The sequence below is a fragment of the Streptomyces sp. GESEQ-4 genome (assembly GCF_017948455.1).
GTDB lineage: Bacteria > Actinomycetota > Actinomycetes > Streptomycetales > Streptomycetaceae > Streptomyces.
In genome coordinates, this window is sequence record NZ_JAFFSU010000010.1 from 139,684 (window position 1) to 154,224 (window position 14,541).

The following is a 14,541-nucleotide window of genomic DNA, read 5'->3' on the forward strand; positions in this document are numbered from 1 at the left end:
TGGGTCGCGCAGCCCGGCGCTGACGGGGTGCCGCCTGCGCCCACCCGTGCCGCCCCAGGCGGCACGCATGCCCGCAGCTTGGCTTGGCCTATTGCCCCGACTCCACCCGCTTCTTCAGTCCCGCCAGTGCGCGGTCCGTGATGACCTTCTCGGCCTTGCGCTTGATCATGCCGAGCATGGGGATCTTGACGTCGACGGTCAGCTGGTAGGTGACCTGGGTCGAACCCGCGCCGGCCGGCTTGAGGATGTAGGAGCCGTCGAGGGAGCGCAGCATCTGGGACTTGACCAGCGTCCACGACACCTCGTGCTCGCCGGTCCAGGTGTACGCCAGCGTCTGGTCGTCCTTGATCGCCCCGGCGTCCATGACCAGGCGGACCTCCTCGGCACGCCCTTGCCCGTCTGTCCGGAGGACTTCCGCCTCCTTCACCTCGCCGGTCCAGTCCGGGTAGCGGGCGAAGTCGGCGATCACCCCCATGACGTCGGCCGGTGCCGCCTCGATCGTGATGCTCGAGCTGGTGTGTTCCGCCATCGCCGTGGCTCCTCCAGATGCGGGCCGGTAGATCGTCCAGATCTCATAGGCACTGTGTGTGCAGCGTGAAGGCTACCGCGCACCCGATCTGCCGACTTCACCCCCATGGCCCGCCTTGCCGGAAACCGCTCACCACTCCAGCGCCCACGGCTTCCCCGTCCCCGCGAAGTGCCCCACGTTCACGCACTCCGTCGCCCCGAGCCGCATCCGGCGGACGAGGGGTTGGTGGACGTGGCCGAAGAGGGCGTAGCGCGGCCTGGTCCGGCGGATCGCCGCCAGCAGCGCCCGGCTGCCGCGCTCGAAACGTCGCGCCACGGTGTCGTAGACCAGCTCGGGGACCTCCGGGGGGATGTGCGTGCAGAGCACGTCCACCTCCCCCACCGCCTCGATCTTCGCCGCGTATTCCTCGTCGCTGATCTCGTACGGCGTGCGCATGGGCGTGCGGAGTCCGCCGCCGACGAAGCCGAAGACCCGGCCGCCGATCTCCACCCGCTCCCCGTCGAGGACGGTCGTGCCCGGCCCGGCGTACTCGGCCCACAAGGTGGGCATGTCGACATTGCCGTAGGTCGCGTACGTCGGCGTCGGGAACACCGCGAACATCTCGGCGTACTGCTTGCGCACCGCCTTCTCGATCGCGGCGGCGCGGTCCCCGCCGATGTCCGCCCACAGGCTCGCCCCGAACTCCCGTGCCTCCTCGAAGCGCCGGGCGGTGCGCAGCTCGACGATGCGGTCGGCGTTCTCCACGCCGAACAGGTCGGGGAAGATGCCGCGCGAGTGGTCGGCGTAGTCGAGGAACAGCACCAGGTCGCCGAGGCAGATCAGGGCGTCCGCACCGTCACCGGCTCTGGCCAGGTCGCGGACGTTGCCGTGCACGTCACTGACCACATGAATGCGTGCCCTGCGGTTACCGGGTCGTGAGGGTGCCATGGCGATCAAGGGTAGGCCTGTGCGATGTACGTGAACAGTGCAGGCTGGACCTGCGGTTACTGGCACGGCATCAGAACCGTGAACTACTGTGCAAGAAAGAACACCAATCTGTGTGACGCAGCGAACATCTCGCCGGGACCCCCTGTCGAAGAAGCCATACCGGCGGGTAACGTCCGGGCAGTCCACTGGTACTCAGGGTTTCAATCATCGAGTACAACGTCGTGGCGCCGGCGCCCTAAGAGGAGCAGCAGTCTTGCGCGAGTTCAGCCTTCCGGCTCTGTACGAAGTCCCTGCGGACGGCAATCTCACCGACATCGTCCGTAGAAACGCCGCGCAGCATCCTGACGTCGCCGTGATCGCCCGCAAGGTGGGCGGTGCGTGGCAGGACGTGACGGCCACCGCCTTCCTGGCGGAGGTGCACGCGGCCGCCAAGGGCCTGATCGCGTCCGGTGTGCTGCCGGGTGACCGGGTCGGCCTGATGTCCCGTACCCGCTACGAATGGACGCTGCTCGACTTCGCGATCTGGTGCGCGGGCGCGGTCACCGTGCCGGTGTACGAGACCAGTTCGCCGGAGCAGACGCAGTGGATCCTCGGTGACTCGGGCGCCACGGCCTGCGTCGTGGAGACGGACGGCCACGCGGCCGCCGTCGAGTCGGTGCGCGACCGGCTGCCCGCTCTGAAGCACGTCTGGCAGATCGAGGCCGGCGGGGTCGAGGAGCTGGGCCGGCTCGGGCAGGACGTGTCCGACGAGACGGTCGAGGAGCGCGGTTCGCTGGCGAAGGCCGACGACCCGGCGTCCATCGTGTACACGAGCGGCACCACCGGGCGGCCCAAGGGCTGCGTGCTCACCCACCGCAACTTCTTCGCCGAGTGCGGGAACATCGTGGAGCGGATGCGACCCCTCTTCCGCACCGGCGAGTGCTCCGTCCTGCTCTTCCTCCCGCTGGCGCACGTCTTCGGCCGGCTCGTGCAGGTCGCGCCCATGATGGCGCCGATCAAGCTGGGCAACGTCCCCGACATCAAGAACCTCACCGACGAGCTGGCCTCGTTCCGGCCGACGCTGATCCTGGGCGTGCCGCGCGTCTTCGAGAAGGTCTACAACAGCGCACGCGCCAAGGCGCAGGCGGACGGCAAGGGCAAGATCTTCGACAAGGCCACGGACACCGCGATCGCGTACAGCAAGGCGCTGGACACCCCGTCGGGCCCGTCACTCGGCCTGAAGATCAAGCACAAGACCTTCGACAAGCTCGTCTACAGCAAGCTGCGCGCGGTGCTCGGCGGCAAGGGTGAGTACGCCATCTCCGGCGGCGCCCCGCTGGGCGAGCGCCTGGGCCACTTCTTCCGCGGCATCGGCTTCCCGGTCGTGGAGGGCTACGGCCTGACCGAGTCCTGTGCCGCGACCACCTTCAACCCCTGGGACCGGCAGAAGATCGGCACGGTCGGCCAGCCGCTGCCGGGCTCCGTGGTGCGGATCGCGGACGACGGTGAGGTGCTGCTGCACGGCGAGCACATCTTCACGGAGTACTGGAACAACCCGGGCGCGACCGAGGAGGCGCTGGCCGACGGCTGGTTCCACACCGGGGACATCGGCACCCTCGACGAGGACGGCTACCTCCGGATCACCGGCCGCAAGAAGGAGATCATCGTCACCGCGGGCGGCAAGAACGTCGCCCCGGCCGTGATCGAGGACCGGATCCGCGCGCATGCGCTGGTCGCGGAGTGCATGGTGGTCGGTGACGCGCGGCCGTTCGTCGGCGCGCTGATCACCATCGACGAGGAGTTCCTGGGCCGCTGGGCGGCCGAGCACGGCAAGCCGGAGGGCTCCACCGCGGCGTCGCTGCGTCAGGACCAGGATCTGCTCGCGGAGATCCAGAGCGCTGTCGACGACGGCAACGCCGCGGTGTCGAAGGCGGAATCGGTGCGGAAGTTCCGCATTCTGTCCTCCCAGTTCACCGAGGATTCGGGCCACCTGACGCCGTCGCTGAAGCTCAAGCGCAATGTGGTGGCGAAGGACTTCGCGGACGAGATCGAGGCCATCTACCAGAAGTAGACCGGCACTTGGGATCTCATGGCGCGGCGTCCTCGGCGAGGACCCGCGCCATCGTCCGTTCGGCGAGCGCGGTGATCGTCACGAACGGGTTCACCCCGATCGACCCGGGCACGAGCGAGCCGTCGGTGACGTACAGCTTCGAATACCCCTTCACCCGGCCGTAGTTGTCGGTCGCCTTCCCCAGCACGCAGCCGCCCAGCGGGTGGTAGGTGAAGTCGTCGGCGAAGACCTTGTTGCCGGAGCCGAAGAGGTCGTAGCGGTAGATCGTCGCGTTCGCCGCGTTGATCCGGTCGAAGAGCTTCTTCGCCATGCCGACCGAGACCGCGCTCTGTCCCGCGGTCCAGCCGAGCCTCACCGCGCCATTCCTGTACGAGAACGACGCGCGCTCGGGGTTCTTGGTGATCGCCAGATAGAGGCTGACCCAGTGCTCCAGTCCCGTCGGCAGCGGGGCGATCTCGGCGAAGACGGGGTTGGCGGCGTTGGCCCAGTCGTCGATGCCCATGACGGGCATAGTGGACTGGTTGGCGCCGACGGTGTCCCACAGGTGGTTGGCGCGGCCCAGCATCACATTGCCGTTGGTGCCCCAGCCGGTGCCGACGGTCGCGTTCAGCGCGGGGAGGGTGCCCGATTCCCGGGCGCGGACGAGGAGTTCGGTGGTGCCGAGGCTGCCGCCGCCGAGGAAGAGGTACGTGCAGCCGTACTCCTTGGTCCCGACGACCGTGCCGGTGTCGTCGATCCGGTCGGCGGTGAGCAGGTACGAGCCGTCGGTGTCCCGCCGTATCCCGGTCACTTTCTCCAGCGTGTGGATGGTGACGTTGCCGGTGCCGAGGGCCGAGGCGAGGTACGTCTTGTCGAGGCTGCGCTTGCCGTGGTTGTTGCCGTAGATGACCTCGCCCGCGAGCGCGGACCTGGTCGCCGTGCCGGCCGCCTCGCGCCGCATGTGGCCGAAGTCGTAGACGTTCGGCACGAAGGTGGTCTTCAGGCCGGTGTTCTGGGCGTGCTTGCGGGAGATCCGGGTGAACCGGTACCACTCGGTCGACTCGAACCAGGCCGGGTCGACGGTGTTGACGCCGAGCATGGAACGGGCGCGCGGGAAGTACGTGCCGTACATCTCGGCGGTGTCGACGGTCGGGAACTGCTCGGCGAAGTACGACTGTAGCGGGGTGACCGCCATACCGCCGTTGACCAGGGAGCCGCCGCCGACGCCGCGGCCGACGTACACGGACATGGCGTCGTAGCGGACGCGGTCCAGGACGCCCGGGTAGGGGTTGATGTCCTTGTTGACGACGTCCAGCCAGAGGAACGTCGACAGTGGGGCCTCGGTGCGGGTGCGGAACCACATGGAGCGCTGGTCGGGGGCGCTGGTGGAGCAGAAGACCTTGCCGTCGGCGCCGGGGGTGTTCCACAGCCTGCCCATCTCCAGGACGAGGGTGCGGATGCCGGCCTGGCCGAGGCGGAGGGCGGCGACGGCGCCGCCGTAGCCCGAGCCGATGACGATCGCCGGGGCGGAATCGACTGCGTCGGGCTCGGCGGATTGGGCGGATTGGAGGGTGATGCGGGTGAAGCCGAGGGTGGCGGCGGTCTGTAGGGCCGCCATGCCTAGGATTTGACGTCTTGTCAGCTGACGTTGCATCAGGTTTGCTGTCATGTTTGGCAGCATGTGCGGATTTTTGGGTTCCGCCTAGTGGCTCCGCCGGTTTGGCCGGGTGCCATCTGGGGTGCCAGGTGCTCATCGCTGGCGGGTGCGGGTTCGTTGTGGCTTGTCGCGCAGTTCCCCGCGCCCCTTAGGGCGTTGTACTACAGCAGCGTTTTGAGCTTCTCCGCCAGTAGGTCCCAGCGCCACTTCTCCTCCACCCATTCCCTGCCCCGTTCGCCCATCCTTTGGCGCAGCTCGGCGTCTCCCAGGAGCGTGGTGATCCGGTCCGCGGACTCCTCGACGGAGCCGCCTCGGACTATCCAGCCTGTTTCGCCGTTCAGTACCGCGTCCGGTGCGCCGCCCGAGTCGCCGGCGACTACTGGGAGGCCGGTTGCGGAGGCTTCCAGGTAGACGATGCCGAGGCCCTCTACGTCGAGGCCGCGGCGGCGGGTTCGGCAGGGCATGGCGAAGATGTCGCCGGCGCCGTAGTGGGCGGGTAGTTCGGACCAGGGGACGGGGCCGGTGAAGCGTACGGAGGCGGTCACGCGGGTTTCGGCGGCCAGCTTGCGCAGTGCGTTCTCGTACGGGCCGCCGCCGACGATGAGCAGGACGGCTTCCGGCTCCTTGGCCAGGATTCTGGGCATGGCGAGGATCAGCGTGTCCTGGCCCTTGCGCGGGACCAGGCGGGAGACGCAGACGATCACCGGGCGGTCGGTCAGGCCGAGGCGGGCGCGGATCGCGTCGCCTCCCGACTCGGGGTGGAAGGTCTTCTCGTCGACGCCGGGCGGCAGCTGCACCATCCGGGCGGCGGCGGCCGGTGTCAGTGCGGAGGCGATCCTGGAGCGCGTGTACTCGCCCAGGTAGGTGATCGTGTCGGTGGACTCGCCGATCCGGCGAAGGAGCTGGCGCGCGGCGGGGAGCTGGGCCCACCCGGCCTCGTGGCCGTGCGTGGTCGCCACGAGGCGTTCGGCGCCGGCCGCCCGCAGCGCCGGGGCCATCAGTCCGAGCGGTGCCGCCGCCCCGAACCACACCGACGTGCACCCGTGCCCCCGCAGCAGCCCGGCCGCACGCCGGGTGACCTGCGGCGTCGGCAGCAGCATCGTCGTACGGTCGCGTACGACGGTGAAGGGCTGCTCGGCGTCGAAGGCGGCGGTGGCCTCGATGCCCTCGCGGGTGCGCTTCCAGGTGGACGCGTAGACGACGAGCCGTTCCGGGTCGAGCCGTAGCGCCATGTTGTGCAGGAACGCCTGGATGCCGCCGGGCCGGGGCGGGAAGTCGTTCGTGACGATCAGGGTCTTGTCCATCGCGGCCGACCCTACCCGGCGCCTCCGAGTGGCGGCGCTTCATGGCCCGCGCACAGCCGGGTGGGGGATCATGGCCCTGCCAGGACGGACGTGGACGAACAGGGGCTCAGGTGGACAGTGCGGGCGCAAGGCGGTCGCTGGGGTGGCTGCTCGGTACCTGGGGTCTGACCCGGCTGGTGCTGCTGCTGTACGTGTTCAAGGTGTTCGTCTTCCCGGGGCCGGACGTCACCAGCGATGTGTCGGTCATCTACCAGGGCTGGTTCGACGTGCTGCGCACCGGCACCTTCCCGCTCGGCGACGTCACCTGGCAGTACCCGCCCGCCGCGGCCCTCGCGATCCTCTCCCCCGCGCTGCTGTTCTTCCTGGACTACGCGAGCGCCTTCTTCGTCCTCGCCTTCCTCGCCGACCTGGCCGTACTCGGCCTGCTGCTGTACGCGGGACTGCGCCCCGGCCGCTCCCTGCGGGGCGCCTGGGTGTGGGTGGCGGGCGTCCCGCTGCTCGGACCGACCGTGTACGCGCGGTACGACGTGATGGTCACGGCCGTGGCGGTGGCCGCGCTGCTCGCCGGGGCCCGGCGTCCGCGGGTGATGGGCGCGCTGGTGGGGTTCGGCGCGATGCTCAAGGTGTGGCCGGTGCTGCTGCTGGTCGGCGCGGTGAAGCGGCGGGCCTGGGCGGCGGCCGGGGTGACGGTCGTGGCGCTGGCCGCGCTCTTCGCCGCCGCGATGCCCGGCGCCTTCGCGTTCCTGACCTTCCAGCGGGACCGTGGCACCGAGGTCGAGTCGCTCGGCGCCCTGGTGTTCCATGTGGCCCGCCACTTCGGCTGGAGCGGGGAGGTGCTGCTCAACTACGGCTCGGTCGAATTCCTCGGCCCGTACGTGAGCCTCGTGAGCACCGGCTCCCTGGCCCTGACCGGGCTCGCTTTCGGCTGGCTGCTGCTGTGGCGGCTGCTGGGCGGGCGGTTCGTGACACACACGCTCGCCGACGCCGCGTTCGTGGCGGTGCTGATGTTCACGACGACGAGCCGGGTGATCAGCCCCCAGTACATGGTGTGGCTGGTCGGCCTGGCAGCCGTCTGTCTCTGCTTCCGCGCCAGTCCGATGCGGGTGCCCGCGGGGCTGGTCCTGGCGGCGTCCTTCGTGACGGTGCTGGAGTTCCCGGTCTTCTTCGCGCATGTCGTCGCGAGCGACTCCCTCGGCGTCACCCTGCTGTTCGTCCGCAACGGCCTGCTGGTGCTCGCCACCGTGATGGCGGCCCGGGAGCTGTGGCGATCGTCCGTCTCGGGCACCGACGCGCTGCCCCTACCCGCACAGGCCACCCGCACGAAGGAGACCTCGGTCCCGTCGTGACCCTGGTCTCCTTGATCAATGCGGCCACCCGGATGAACGTGATCGTGCACAATCCGGGAGGCTCGTACGAGCCCGGCATGTTCGCCGGCACGTCGAGCTGACCGGCGGACGGCAACCGCACCAGCACCAGCACCAGCACAGGGAGACGCCCACGCATGAATACGCCACGGACCGACAGGGCATCCGTCCGGATCGGCGCGCTCGTTCCGCTGACCCGGCCCGGCTGGGCCGAGGCGGGCCGGCATCTGCTCGCCGGGCTCGAGCTGGCCGTGTCCGACGTCAATGAGGCCGGCGGGATCGACGGAAGTCCAGTCGAGCTGGTGGTCCGGGACACCGCGGCCGATCCGCAGCGGGCCGCGGCGGCCGTGGATGAGCTGGCCGGCCTGGGCGTGGCCGCGGTGGCGGGTGAGTATCACAGCGTCGTCGCCCGTGCCGCTGCCGCCCGGGCCGACGCGCTCGGGCTGCCGTTCCTCTGTTCGTCGGCGGTGCTCGACGCGCTCACCGAGCAGCCGACGCAATGGGTCGCGCGTCTCCCCCCGCCGCAGTCCCGCGGCTGGCAGCTGTACGCGGACTTCCTCCTCGGCGCGGGCCACAGCCGGATCGCCGTAGCAGCCCAGCCGAGTGTGTACTGGGCTGCCGGGACCCGCATTCTGCGGGACCACCTCGCTGCACGCGGCGGCACCCTCGTCGAACTCGACATGAGCGCGCTCACCCCCGCGGCCGTGTGCGACGAACTCGTCGGTCACCGCGCGACCGCCCTCCTTCTTCTGGCCGGCCACCCGGAACCGTCCGTGTCGATCGTCCGGTCCGTCCGCCGCGACCAGCGCCTCGCCGAGGTCCTGATCGGTGCTCCGGCCGGGCAGCCGGAGTCCGCCGAGTGGGCGGCGCTGCTGGGTGACGACGGCGTCGCGGTGCCGTTCCTGCGCTACCTGCCCGAGCGCCTCACCCCACTCGGCACACGGGTCGAGACGGCCCTGCGCGAGCGGCTGGCCGAAGCGCCCTCGTTCGTCGCCTTCGAGGGCTACGACACGATCGCCGTCCTCGCCGATGTGCTGCGTTCTCACGGCACGGACCGGGCACGCATAGCCGCATCGTGGCCGCGCGTCGCGGTCGACGGCACTCGCGGGAAGATCCAGTTCTCCCGCACGCCGGGCGTCAGCGTCTGGCAGTGGGCTTCGGCGCCGATCCAGGTCGTCGACCGGGATCCGGCGGAACCCGGTCGCTTCCGGATCCTTCACACCGGCTGAACCCGTGCGGGACGAACTTGCCGACGGCGACCCGGTCGAGCCCGGCGGAGCCCGCCGTCAGCCGAACTGGGCCCGCACATAGTCCCGCCACTGCTCGGTGAACTCCCCCGGCGTCGTCCCGAGCACCTTCTTCATCGCGTCCTCGACGGCGCCCGCCCGCTCCGGGTGGGCGCCGACGGCGCGGTAGAACTCGCCGAGCCGCACCTCGCCCCAGCGGTCCGCGATCAGCCGGCAGGCGGTCCAGCCGCTCTCGTAGGCGCGCGCGAGCCGGGACGCGTCGCCGGAGAAGCCGAAGTCCGCGTCCTCGGGCAGTGCGTCCGGCACCTCCCCCGAGGTCACCGCACGCTCCAGCTCGGGCGCGGCCTCGGCCGGTGTGCGTCCGGAGCCCCGGTATCCGACCCAGTCGGCGTACCCCTCGGACAGCCACAGCGGCGTCGCGGGGCTGGTGTGGGTGCGGGTGGCGACATGGGTGGTCTCGTGGGTGAGCACGACCTGCTTGCCGGTGTCGCCGAGGACGCCGTACGCGTCGGGGTTGACGATCACCCGGTCCGCGGGCGCCGTCGCCGGGGCGCCGGTCTCGCCGGTGGTGACCGCGGCGATCCCCCGGTACGAGGAGGCGGGCGAGCCCAGCAGCCGCGCCATGCCCTCCAGGGACTTCGGTACGAGCACGATGACGTGCCGGGACCAGTCCGTGCCCCACGCCTCCGACACCGCGGGCACCGCCCGGTCCGCGAGCCCGGCGAAATCGCTGAGCCGCTCCCGCGACTGCCCGACCCCCATCACCAGGCTCCGCTCCCCCTGGACGACGCTCACCGCGCCCTGGTCCCACAGCTGCTCGGCGGACTTCTTCTCCGGCCGCTCCTCGTCGACGTACCACTCCCCCTCGTCGTCCAGGCTGAGGGCGAGCGTGCGGCCGACGGTGATGGGCGCCTTGTCGTACCCCTCGACGCGGTAGCGCAGCTCGGCCTCGGCGGTCGCCGTGCCGCCCGAGTCCCGCACCTTCGTGACCCGGTACGACCAGTCGGTGAGAGGCACCTCCCGCAGATTCCCGAACCACCCCGGCGCCCCCGTACGCAGGAAGGCCACCTGGTCCCGGCCGAGTATCGCCGTGGCCCGGATGTCGAGGACCCGCTGCACCTCGTCCTCGGTCCTGTCGGCCGCCGGTCCGCCCCCGCACGACACCAGAGCGACGAGCAGCAGACACAGCGCCACCACTGCGCGTCCCGACGCCCACCCTCGACCAGCCACGGATCCGATCGTACGGGGGCTGTCGAGTACGGGTCAGGCCCCGGTGAGCGGCCAGGTGAACGGCCCGGTGAACGACTCCCGTCAGATCCTCGTGACCGAGTTGACGGGCATCATCCCGACCGGGTCGTAGCGCACGGGTGCGCCGGGGTACGGGGCGTGGATCACCTGGCCGTTGCCCATGTACATCCCGATGTGGGAGGCGTCGTGGTAGGTGACGAGGTCTCCGGGTTGCGCCTCGGACAGCGGGACCCGCGTGCCCGATCCGGCCTGGGCCTGCGAGGTGCGCGGCAGGGCGACTCCGGCCTGCGCGTACGACCACTGCATCAGGCCCGAGCAGTCGAAACCGGAGGGGCCGTTGGCGCCCCAGACGTACGGCCTGCCCACCGCGGACATGGCGGCGGCGACGGCGGCTGCCGCGCGGCCCGAGGGCGGGACGGCGCCGCCGAGGTCCGGCAGGTCGGAGCGGCCGGAGCGGGAGGCACGGTCGTACGCGGCGCGCTCGGCGTCCGGCAGCGAGTTGAGCAGCTGCCGCGCCTTGGCGAGCTTGCGCTCGACGGTCTTCTTGTGCGCGGCGACGGCCTTGCGGCTCTTCTCCAGCTCGGCGAGTTTCCGGGTCGCCTCGGCGCGCTCCCGGCCGAGGACGCGCATCGCGTCCTGGAGGTCCTTCAGCTCGCCCGCCTGGTGTGCGGTGATCCGGTCGAGGACGGACGCCTTGTCGAGGTAGTCCTCCGGGTCGTCGGAGAACAGCAGGGCGAGGGAGGGATCGATGCCGCCGGAGCGGTACTGGGCGCCGGCGAGCGAACCGAGCGCCTCCCGCATGGTGTTGATGCTCTCCTGCTGCCGGGCGATCCGGTCCTGGGCGCCGGTGACCTGCCTGCGCAGCTTGTCGGCGCGCTCGTCGGCCTTGTTGTAGGCCTCGGTGGCCTTCTCGGCCTCCCCGTAGAGGCGGTCCACCTCGGCACGGGTGTCGTCGTACGGCGTGGCTTCCGCCGGAATCACGCCCAGGGCCGCGGCGGCGGCGGACAGCACACAGACCGCGGCACTGGCGCCACGGTCGAACCCGGTCGGTGCAAGGCGACGATGAGACCCCACAGGAAGCCGCATTCCTTCCGCTGGCGGACAAGGACCTTCCCCGGCAGGGGGAAGCGCGGCAGACAGTAGCCCCGTGGTGGGGTGACGGCCAAAGACCTTCGCGGACACGCAAAGTGACGCCCCGCCTCAGACGCAGGTCATGGGCGGGGCGCGGGGTCAGGCGCGGTGGTGGTGATTCGCCCGAACGGGCGGCACGGTGTCCTGATCTTGTTGGGCCGGAAGAGGTCTCAGATCCGGACGCCGAACTGGAAGGGCATGTTGTTGATCGACTCGTAGCGCACGACCGTGCCGGTGCGGGGCGCGTGGAGTATCTGGCCGTTGCCCGCGTAGAAGCCGACGTGGTGCAGGTCGCCGTAGAAGATGACCAGGTCGCCGACCTTGAGGTCGCTCTGCGAGTAGATGCGCGTGCCGGCGTTGGCCTGGTCCTGCGAGATGCGCGGTATGCCGACGCCGGCCTGGGCGAAGGCCCAGGAGGTCAGGCCCGAGCAGTCGAAGGAGGACGGGCCGGAGGCGCCGTAGACGTAGGGCGAGCCGATCTTGGACTGGGCGGCCTGGAAGGCGGCCATGGCCCGGCCGGAGGCGGGCGCGGTGTTGCCGAGGTCCACGCGCTCGGAGGCGGAGCGGCTGGCGCGGTCGTCCGCGGCGGCGAGGGCGGCCTTCTCGGCGGCGGTCAGGGAGTTGAGCAGCTTCTGCGCCTCGGCGAGCTTGCCCTGGACTTCCTTCTTCTTGCTGCCCAGTTCGGTGCGGGTGGAGGCGAGGTCCTTGAGCTTGTCGGACGCCTCGGCGCGGTCCTGGGCGAGTTCGCGCTGCTTCTCCTGGATCTTCTTCAGCTGCTCGACCTGCTGGGAGCTGAGCTGGTCGGCGGTGGACGCCTTGTCCAGGTAGTCGTCCGGGTTCGACGACAGGAAGAGCTGGAGGGAGGAGTCGATGGAGCCGGTGCGGTACTGGGCGGCGGCAGCGAGACCCATGGAGTCACGCAGCTCGTTGAGGTCTGCCTGACCGCGGGCCACGTTGTCCTGGATGGTGGAGATCTCCTTCTGGAGCTTCTCCTGCTTCTCCTTGGCCCCGTTGTACTTCTCGGTGGCCTGCTCGGCCTCCTCGTAGAGCTTGTCGACCTTGGCCTTGACCTCGTCCTTGCTCGGCTTGTCGCTCGGCGCGGCGTTGGCGGCCTGCGAGCTGAGGGCTACGGCGGCAGCGGCCGCGGTGGTCAGCACGGTCACGCGCGTGCGACTTGGCTGCTTGGGTCGACGATGGGACGCCACGGAGGCGAACTCCTTCTTGAGAGTGATCACCCGCTCGGAGGTTCGAGCCAGACCCTAGTGACACAGTTGTGATCAGATCAAATCCCTGGGCGAAAAATCCCGGTTACGGACCGCATTCTTTACCCGCAACTCACATGCGGTGATGCGCGATTGACACTACGTTGCGTGACAGATCAGCCAATTCGGGCATTGAGTCTGTACGTTGACCTTCAGGACAGTCGCTTGAGAAGCACCGCAGACGCCACGGGTCGGGCGCCCGCCTTCGCGATCCCGTCGGCCACCTCGCGGTCGGTCGAGGCGACGATGACCGGACGCCCCGGCGGCTCCGCGCGCACCAGCTGGCGGATCAACTCGTCGGCGGTGACGCCCGGTTTGGAGAACAGCACCCGCACCCCGCGCGGCGGCGCGAGCAACACCGGCGCCGCCAGCTCGGCCCCGTCGAAGACGCAGGTCACCTCGGCGCCGGTCTGCGCGGCGAGTTGCGAGAGCTGCCCGAGCAGCCTCAACCGCTGCTTCTCCAGGGGCATTTGGGGATAGCCGGTCTTGGTGACGTTGTAGCCGTCGACGACCAGATGCGCCTGCGGCAGCGCCAGCAACTGGTCGAGGATCGCGGGGTCGTTTTCGGACAACGCCCGTGCCGCGATGTCTTTCGGCGTCATTCGTCCCGGTTCGACAGCGTCCACGGTCTCGGCCGGACGTACCGACACCGGCGGCAACGCCAGCTCCCGCCGCAGCCCTTGGGCCGCGTCGAGCACGGTGTCCAGCAGCAGCCGCACCCGCATGTCCTCGACGCTGCGGCCCTCCCTGGCCGCCCGGCGCGTGGCCTCCAGGGTGGCCTCCGCCTCCCCGAGCCGCGCCTTGAGCCGCCGGCTCTCGCTCTCCGCGGCGGACACCTGCGCCTGCGTCTCCGCGCGTACGGCCTCCATCTCGCCGTGCACCTTGCGCAGCGCCGCCTCGCCCCGCTTCACGTCACTGAGGGCGGCGCGCAGCTTGCGGTGCAGCGAGTCGGCTTCCTTCTTCGCCGAGTCCAGCTCGGTGCGCAGCCGCTCGGTCTCGGCCCGGGTGTGCTCACGGGCCCGGTCGAGTTCGGTGCGCAGCCGCTCCAGTTCGGCGCGGTTCTCCTCGTCGGCCCGCTCGGCGTCGGCGCGCTGGGCCTCCTCGCCGGCCGCGGTCACCAGCTTCACCCAGCCGGTGGGACGCAGTACATAGGCCGCGGCCGCCACGTCGAGCGGGTCCGCGGCCGGGGGCGGCGAGCCTGAGTCGAGGGCGCCGGACAGCTCCGGCTGCGTCTCTCTGAACTTCTCGCCGATGCGCTGCCGGAACAGCGGATCGGTCTCCAGGGCGGCCGCCATCGCGTTGCCGGCGAACTTGGCCCGGCGATTGGGGGCGAACCGGGCGTACTGTCGCAGCTGTGCGGGCAGTTCGGCGACGGTCAGCCCGCCGAAGCCGTCCGAGACGATCTGCACGACCCGGCGGCGCACTCCGTCGGGCAGCGGACGGTCGAGCACCTCAGCGGCGCCGTCGCCCGGCCCCCCGCTTTCGCTCTCCACCATCCGTCACACCCCATCAGCTGTGCGGGGGCCGCTCTCCCGTCAGGAGCCGGCGCCCGGCCTGTCCACGAGTTCCACCTGGTCCACCGCGTTGCACCAGCGACAGCGCACCGATTCGATCGTCTCACTGACCACTTCGCGCTCCTCCACCTTCGGCTCCCCGGCAAGATCGAGGTGGACGTACTCGACGACCTTCGACGAGCGGGTCACGTCGAAGCGCGTGAGATTGCCGCAGAGGGTGCAGCGCCACCGCGTGGAGGCGGTCGGCAGGGGAACCGTCATCGTGACTGTTCGCTTTCCTTCTAGTGTCCGTGTCACGCCAGCTTCCCTGATGCGTGTGGCTCGTAACC

12 protein-coding genes and 1 pseudogene are annotated in these 14,541 nt (G+C 70.3%); 4 read left to right on the top strand and 9 right to left on the bottom strand.

Annotated elements, in window-relative coordinates:
- Window positions 1-88: 88 nt before the first annotated feature.
- Both KCH48_RS20860 and KCH48_RS20865 read right to left on the bottom strand, forming a co-directional pair.
- On the bottom strand, window positions 89-529 hold the full coding sequence (locus tag KCH48_RS20860; protein ID WP_210576171.1) for an SRPBCC family protein: 441 nt from the start codon (window positions 527-529) through the stop codon (window positions 89-91).
- Between the two features lie 129 nt (window positions 530-658).
- Window positions 659-1,456 (bottom strand): metallophosphoesterase, encoded by a 798-nt coding sequence (locus tag KCH48_RS20865; protein ID WP_210576172.1) that lies wholly within the window; start codon window positions 1,454-1,456, stop codon window positions 659-661.
- Between the two features lie 253 nt (window positions 1,457-1,709).
- Between KCH48_RS20865 and KCH48_RS20870 the strand changes: the two genes are divergently transcribed.
- The gene (locus tag KCH48_RS20870; protein ID WP_210576173.1) at window positions 1,710-3,506 is read left to right on the top strand and encodes a long-chain fatty acid--CoA ligase; all 1,797 of its coding nucleotides are present in this window, start codon (window positions 1,710-1,712) and stop codon (window positions 3,504-3,506) included.
- A gap of 16 nt (window positions 3,507-3,522) precedes the next feature.
- Here the strand turns inward: KCH48_RS20870 and KCH48_RS20875 are convergent, their stop codons facing one another.
- Both KCH48_RS20875 and KCH48_RS20880 read right to left on the bottom strand, forming a co-directional pair.
- Window positions 3,523-5,103, bottom strand: coding sequence for a GMC oxidoreductase (locus KCH48_RS20875; RefSeq protein ID WP_210576174.1), 1,581 nt, complete (start codon window positions 5,101-5,103; stop codon window positions 3,523-3,525).
- A gap of 200 nt (window positions 5,104-5,303) precedes the next feature.
- Window positions 5,304-6,446, bottom strand: coding sequence for a glycosyltransferase family 4 protein (locus KCH48_RS20880; protein ID WP_210576175.1), 1,143 nt, complete (start codon window positions 6,444-6,446; stop codon window positions 5,304-5,306).
- Window positions 6,447-6,556: 110 nt separating this feature from the next.
- Between KCH48_RS20880 and KCH48_RS20885 the strand changes: the two genes are divergently transcribed.
- From KCH48_RS20885 to KCH48_RS20895, 3 genes and pseudogenes are all read left to right on the top strand, one after another.
- Window positions 6,557-7,792 carry a glycosyltransferase family 87 protein gene (locus KCH48_RS20885; RefSeq protein ID WP_210576176.1) on the top strand — a complete coding sequence of 412 codons (1,236 nt, stop codon included), beginning with the start codon at window positions 6,557-6,559 and terminating at the stop codon, window positions 7,790-7,792.
- Window positions 7,789-7,893: pseudogene (locus KCH48_RS20890) on the top strand (carboxymuconolactone decarboxylase family protein); the annotation flags it as partial. The gene KCH48_RS20885 and the pseudogene KCH48_RS20890, both read left to right, overlap by 4 nt.
- 54 nt (window positions 7,894-7,947) lie before the next feature.
- Window positions 7,948-9,039 carry an ABC transporter substrate-binding protein gene (locus KCH48_RS20895; protein WP_210576177.1) on the top strand — a complete coding sequence of 364 codons (1,092 nt, stop codon included), beginning with the start codon at window positions 7,948-7,950 and terminating at the stop codon, window positions 9,037-9,039.
- A gap of 57 nt (window positions 9,040-9,096) precedes the next feature.
- On the opposite strand, the gene KCH48_RS20900 is transcribed toward KCH48_RS20895, so the two are convergent.
- From KCH48_RS20900 to KCH48_RS20920, 5 genes are all read right to left on the bottom strand, one after another.
- Entirely contained in the window at window positions 9,097-10,287 is a 1,191-nt protein-coding gene (locus KCH48_RS20900; RefSeq protein WP_307840906.1) for a hypothetical protein, read from the bottom strand.
- 81 nt (window positions 10,288-10,368) lie between these two features.
- Window positions 10,369-11,379 (bottom strand): NlpC/P60 family protein, encoded by a 1,011-nt coding sequence (locus KCH48_RS20905; RefSeq protein ID WP_210576178.1) that lies wholly within the window; start codon window positions 11,377-11,379, stop codon window positions 10,369-10,371.
- 227 nt (window positions 11,380-11,606) lie between these two features.
- Entirely contained in the window at window positions 11,607-12,641 is a 1,035-nt protein-coding gene (locus tag KCH48_RS20910) for an NlpC/P60 family protein (protein ID WP_210576311.1), read from the bottom strand.
- Window positions 12,642-12,850: 209 nt separating this feature from the next.
- Window positions 12,851-14,194, bottom strand: a complete 1,344-nt coding sequence (locus tag KCH48_RS20915; RefSeq protein WP_210576179.1) for an NYN domain-containing protein — start codon at window positions 14,192-14,194, stop codon at window positions 12,851-12,853.
- Window positions 14,195-14,233: 39 nt separating this feature from the next.
- Entirely contained in the window at window positions 14,234-14,473 is a 240-nt protein-coding gene (locus KCH48_RS20920) for a hypothetical protein (protein WP_037719539.1), read from the bottom strand.
- Window positions 14,474-14,541: the final 68 nt, after the last annotated feature.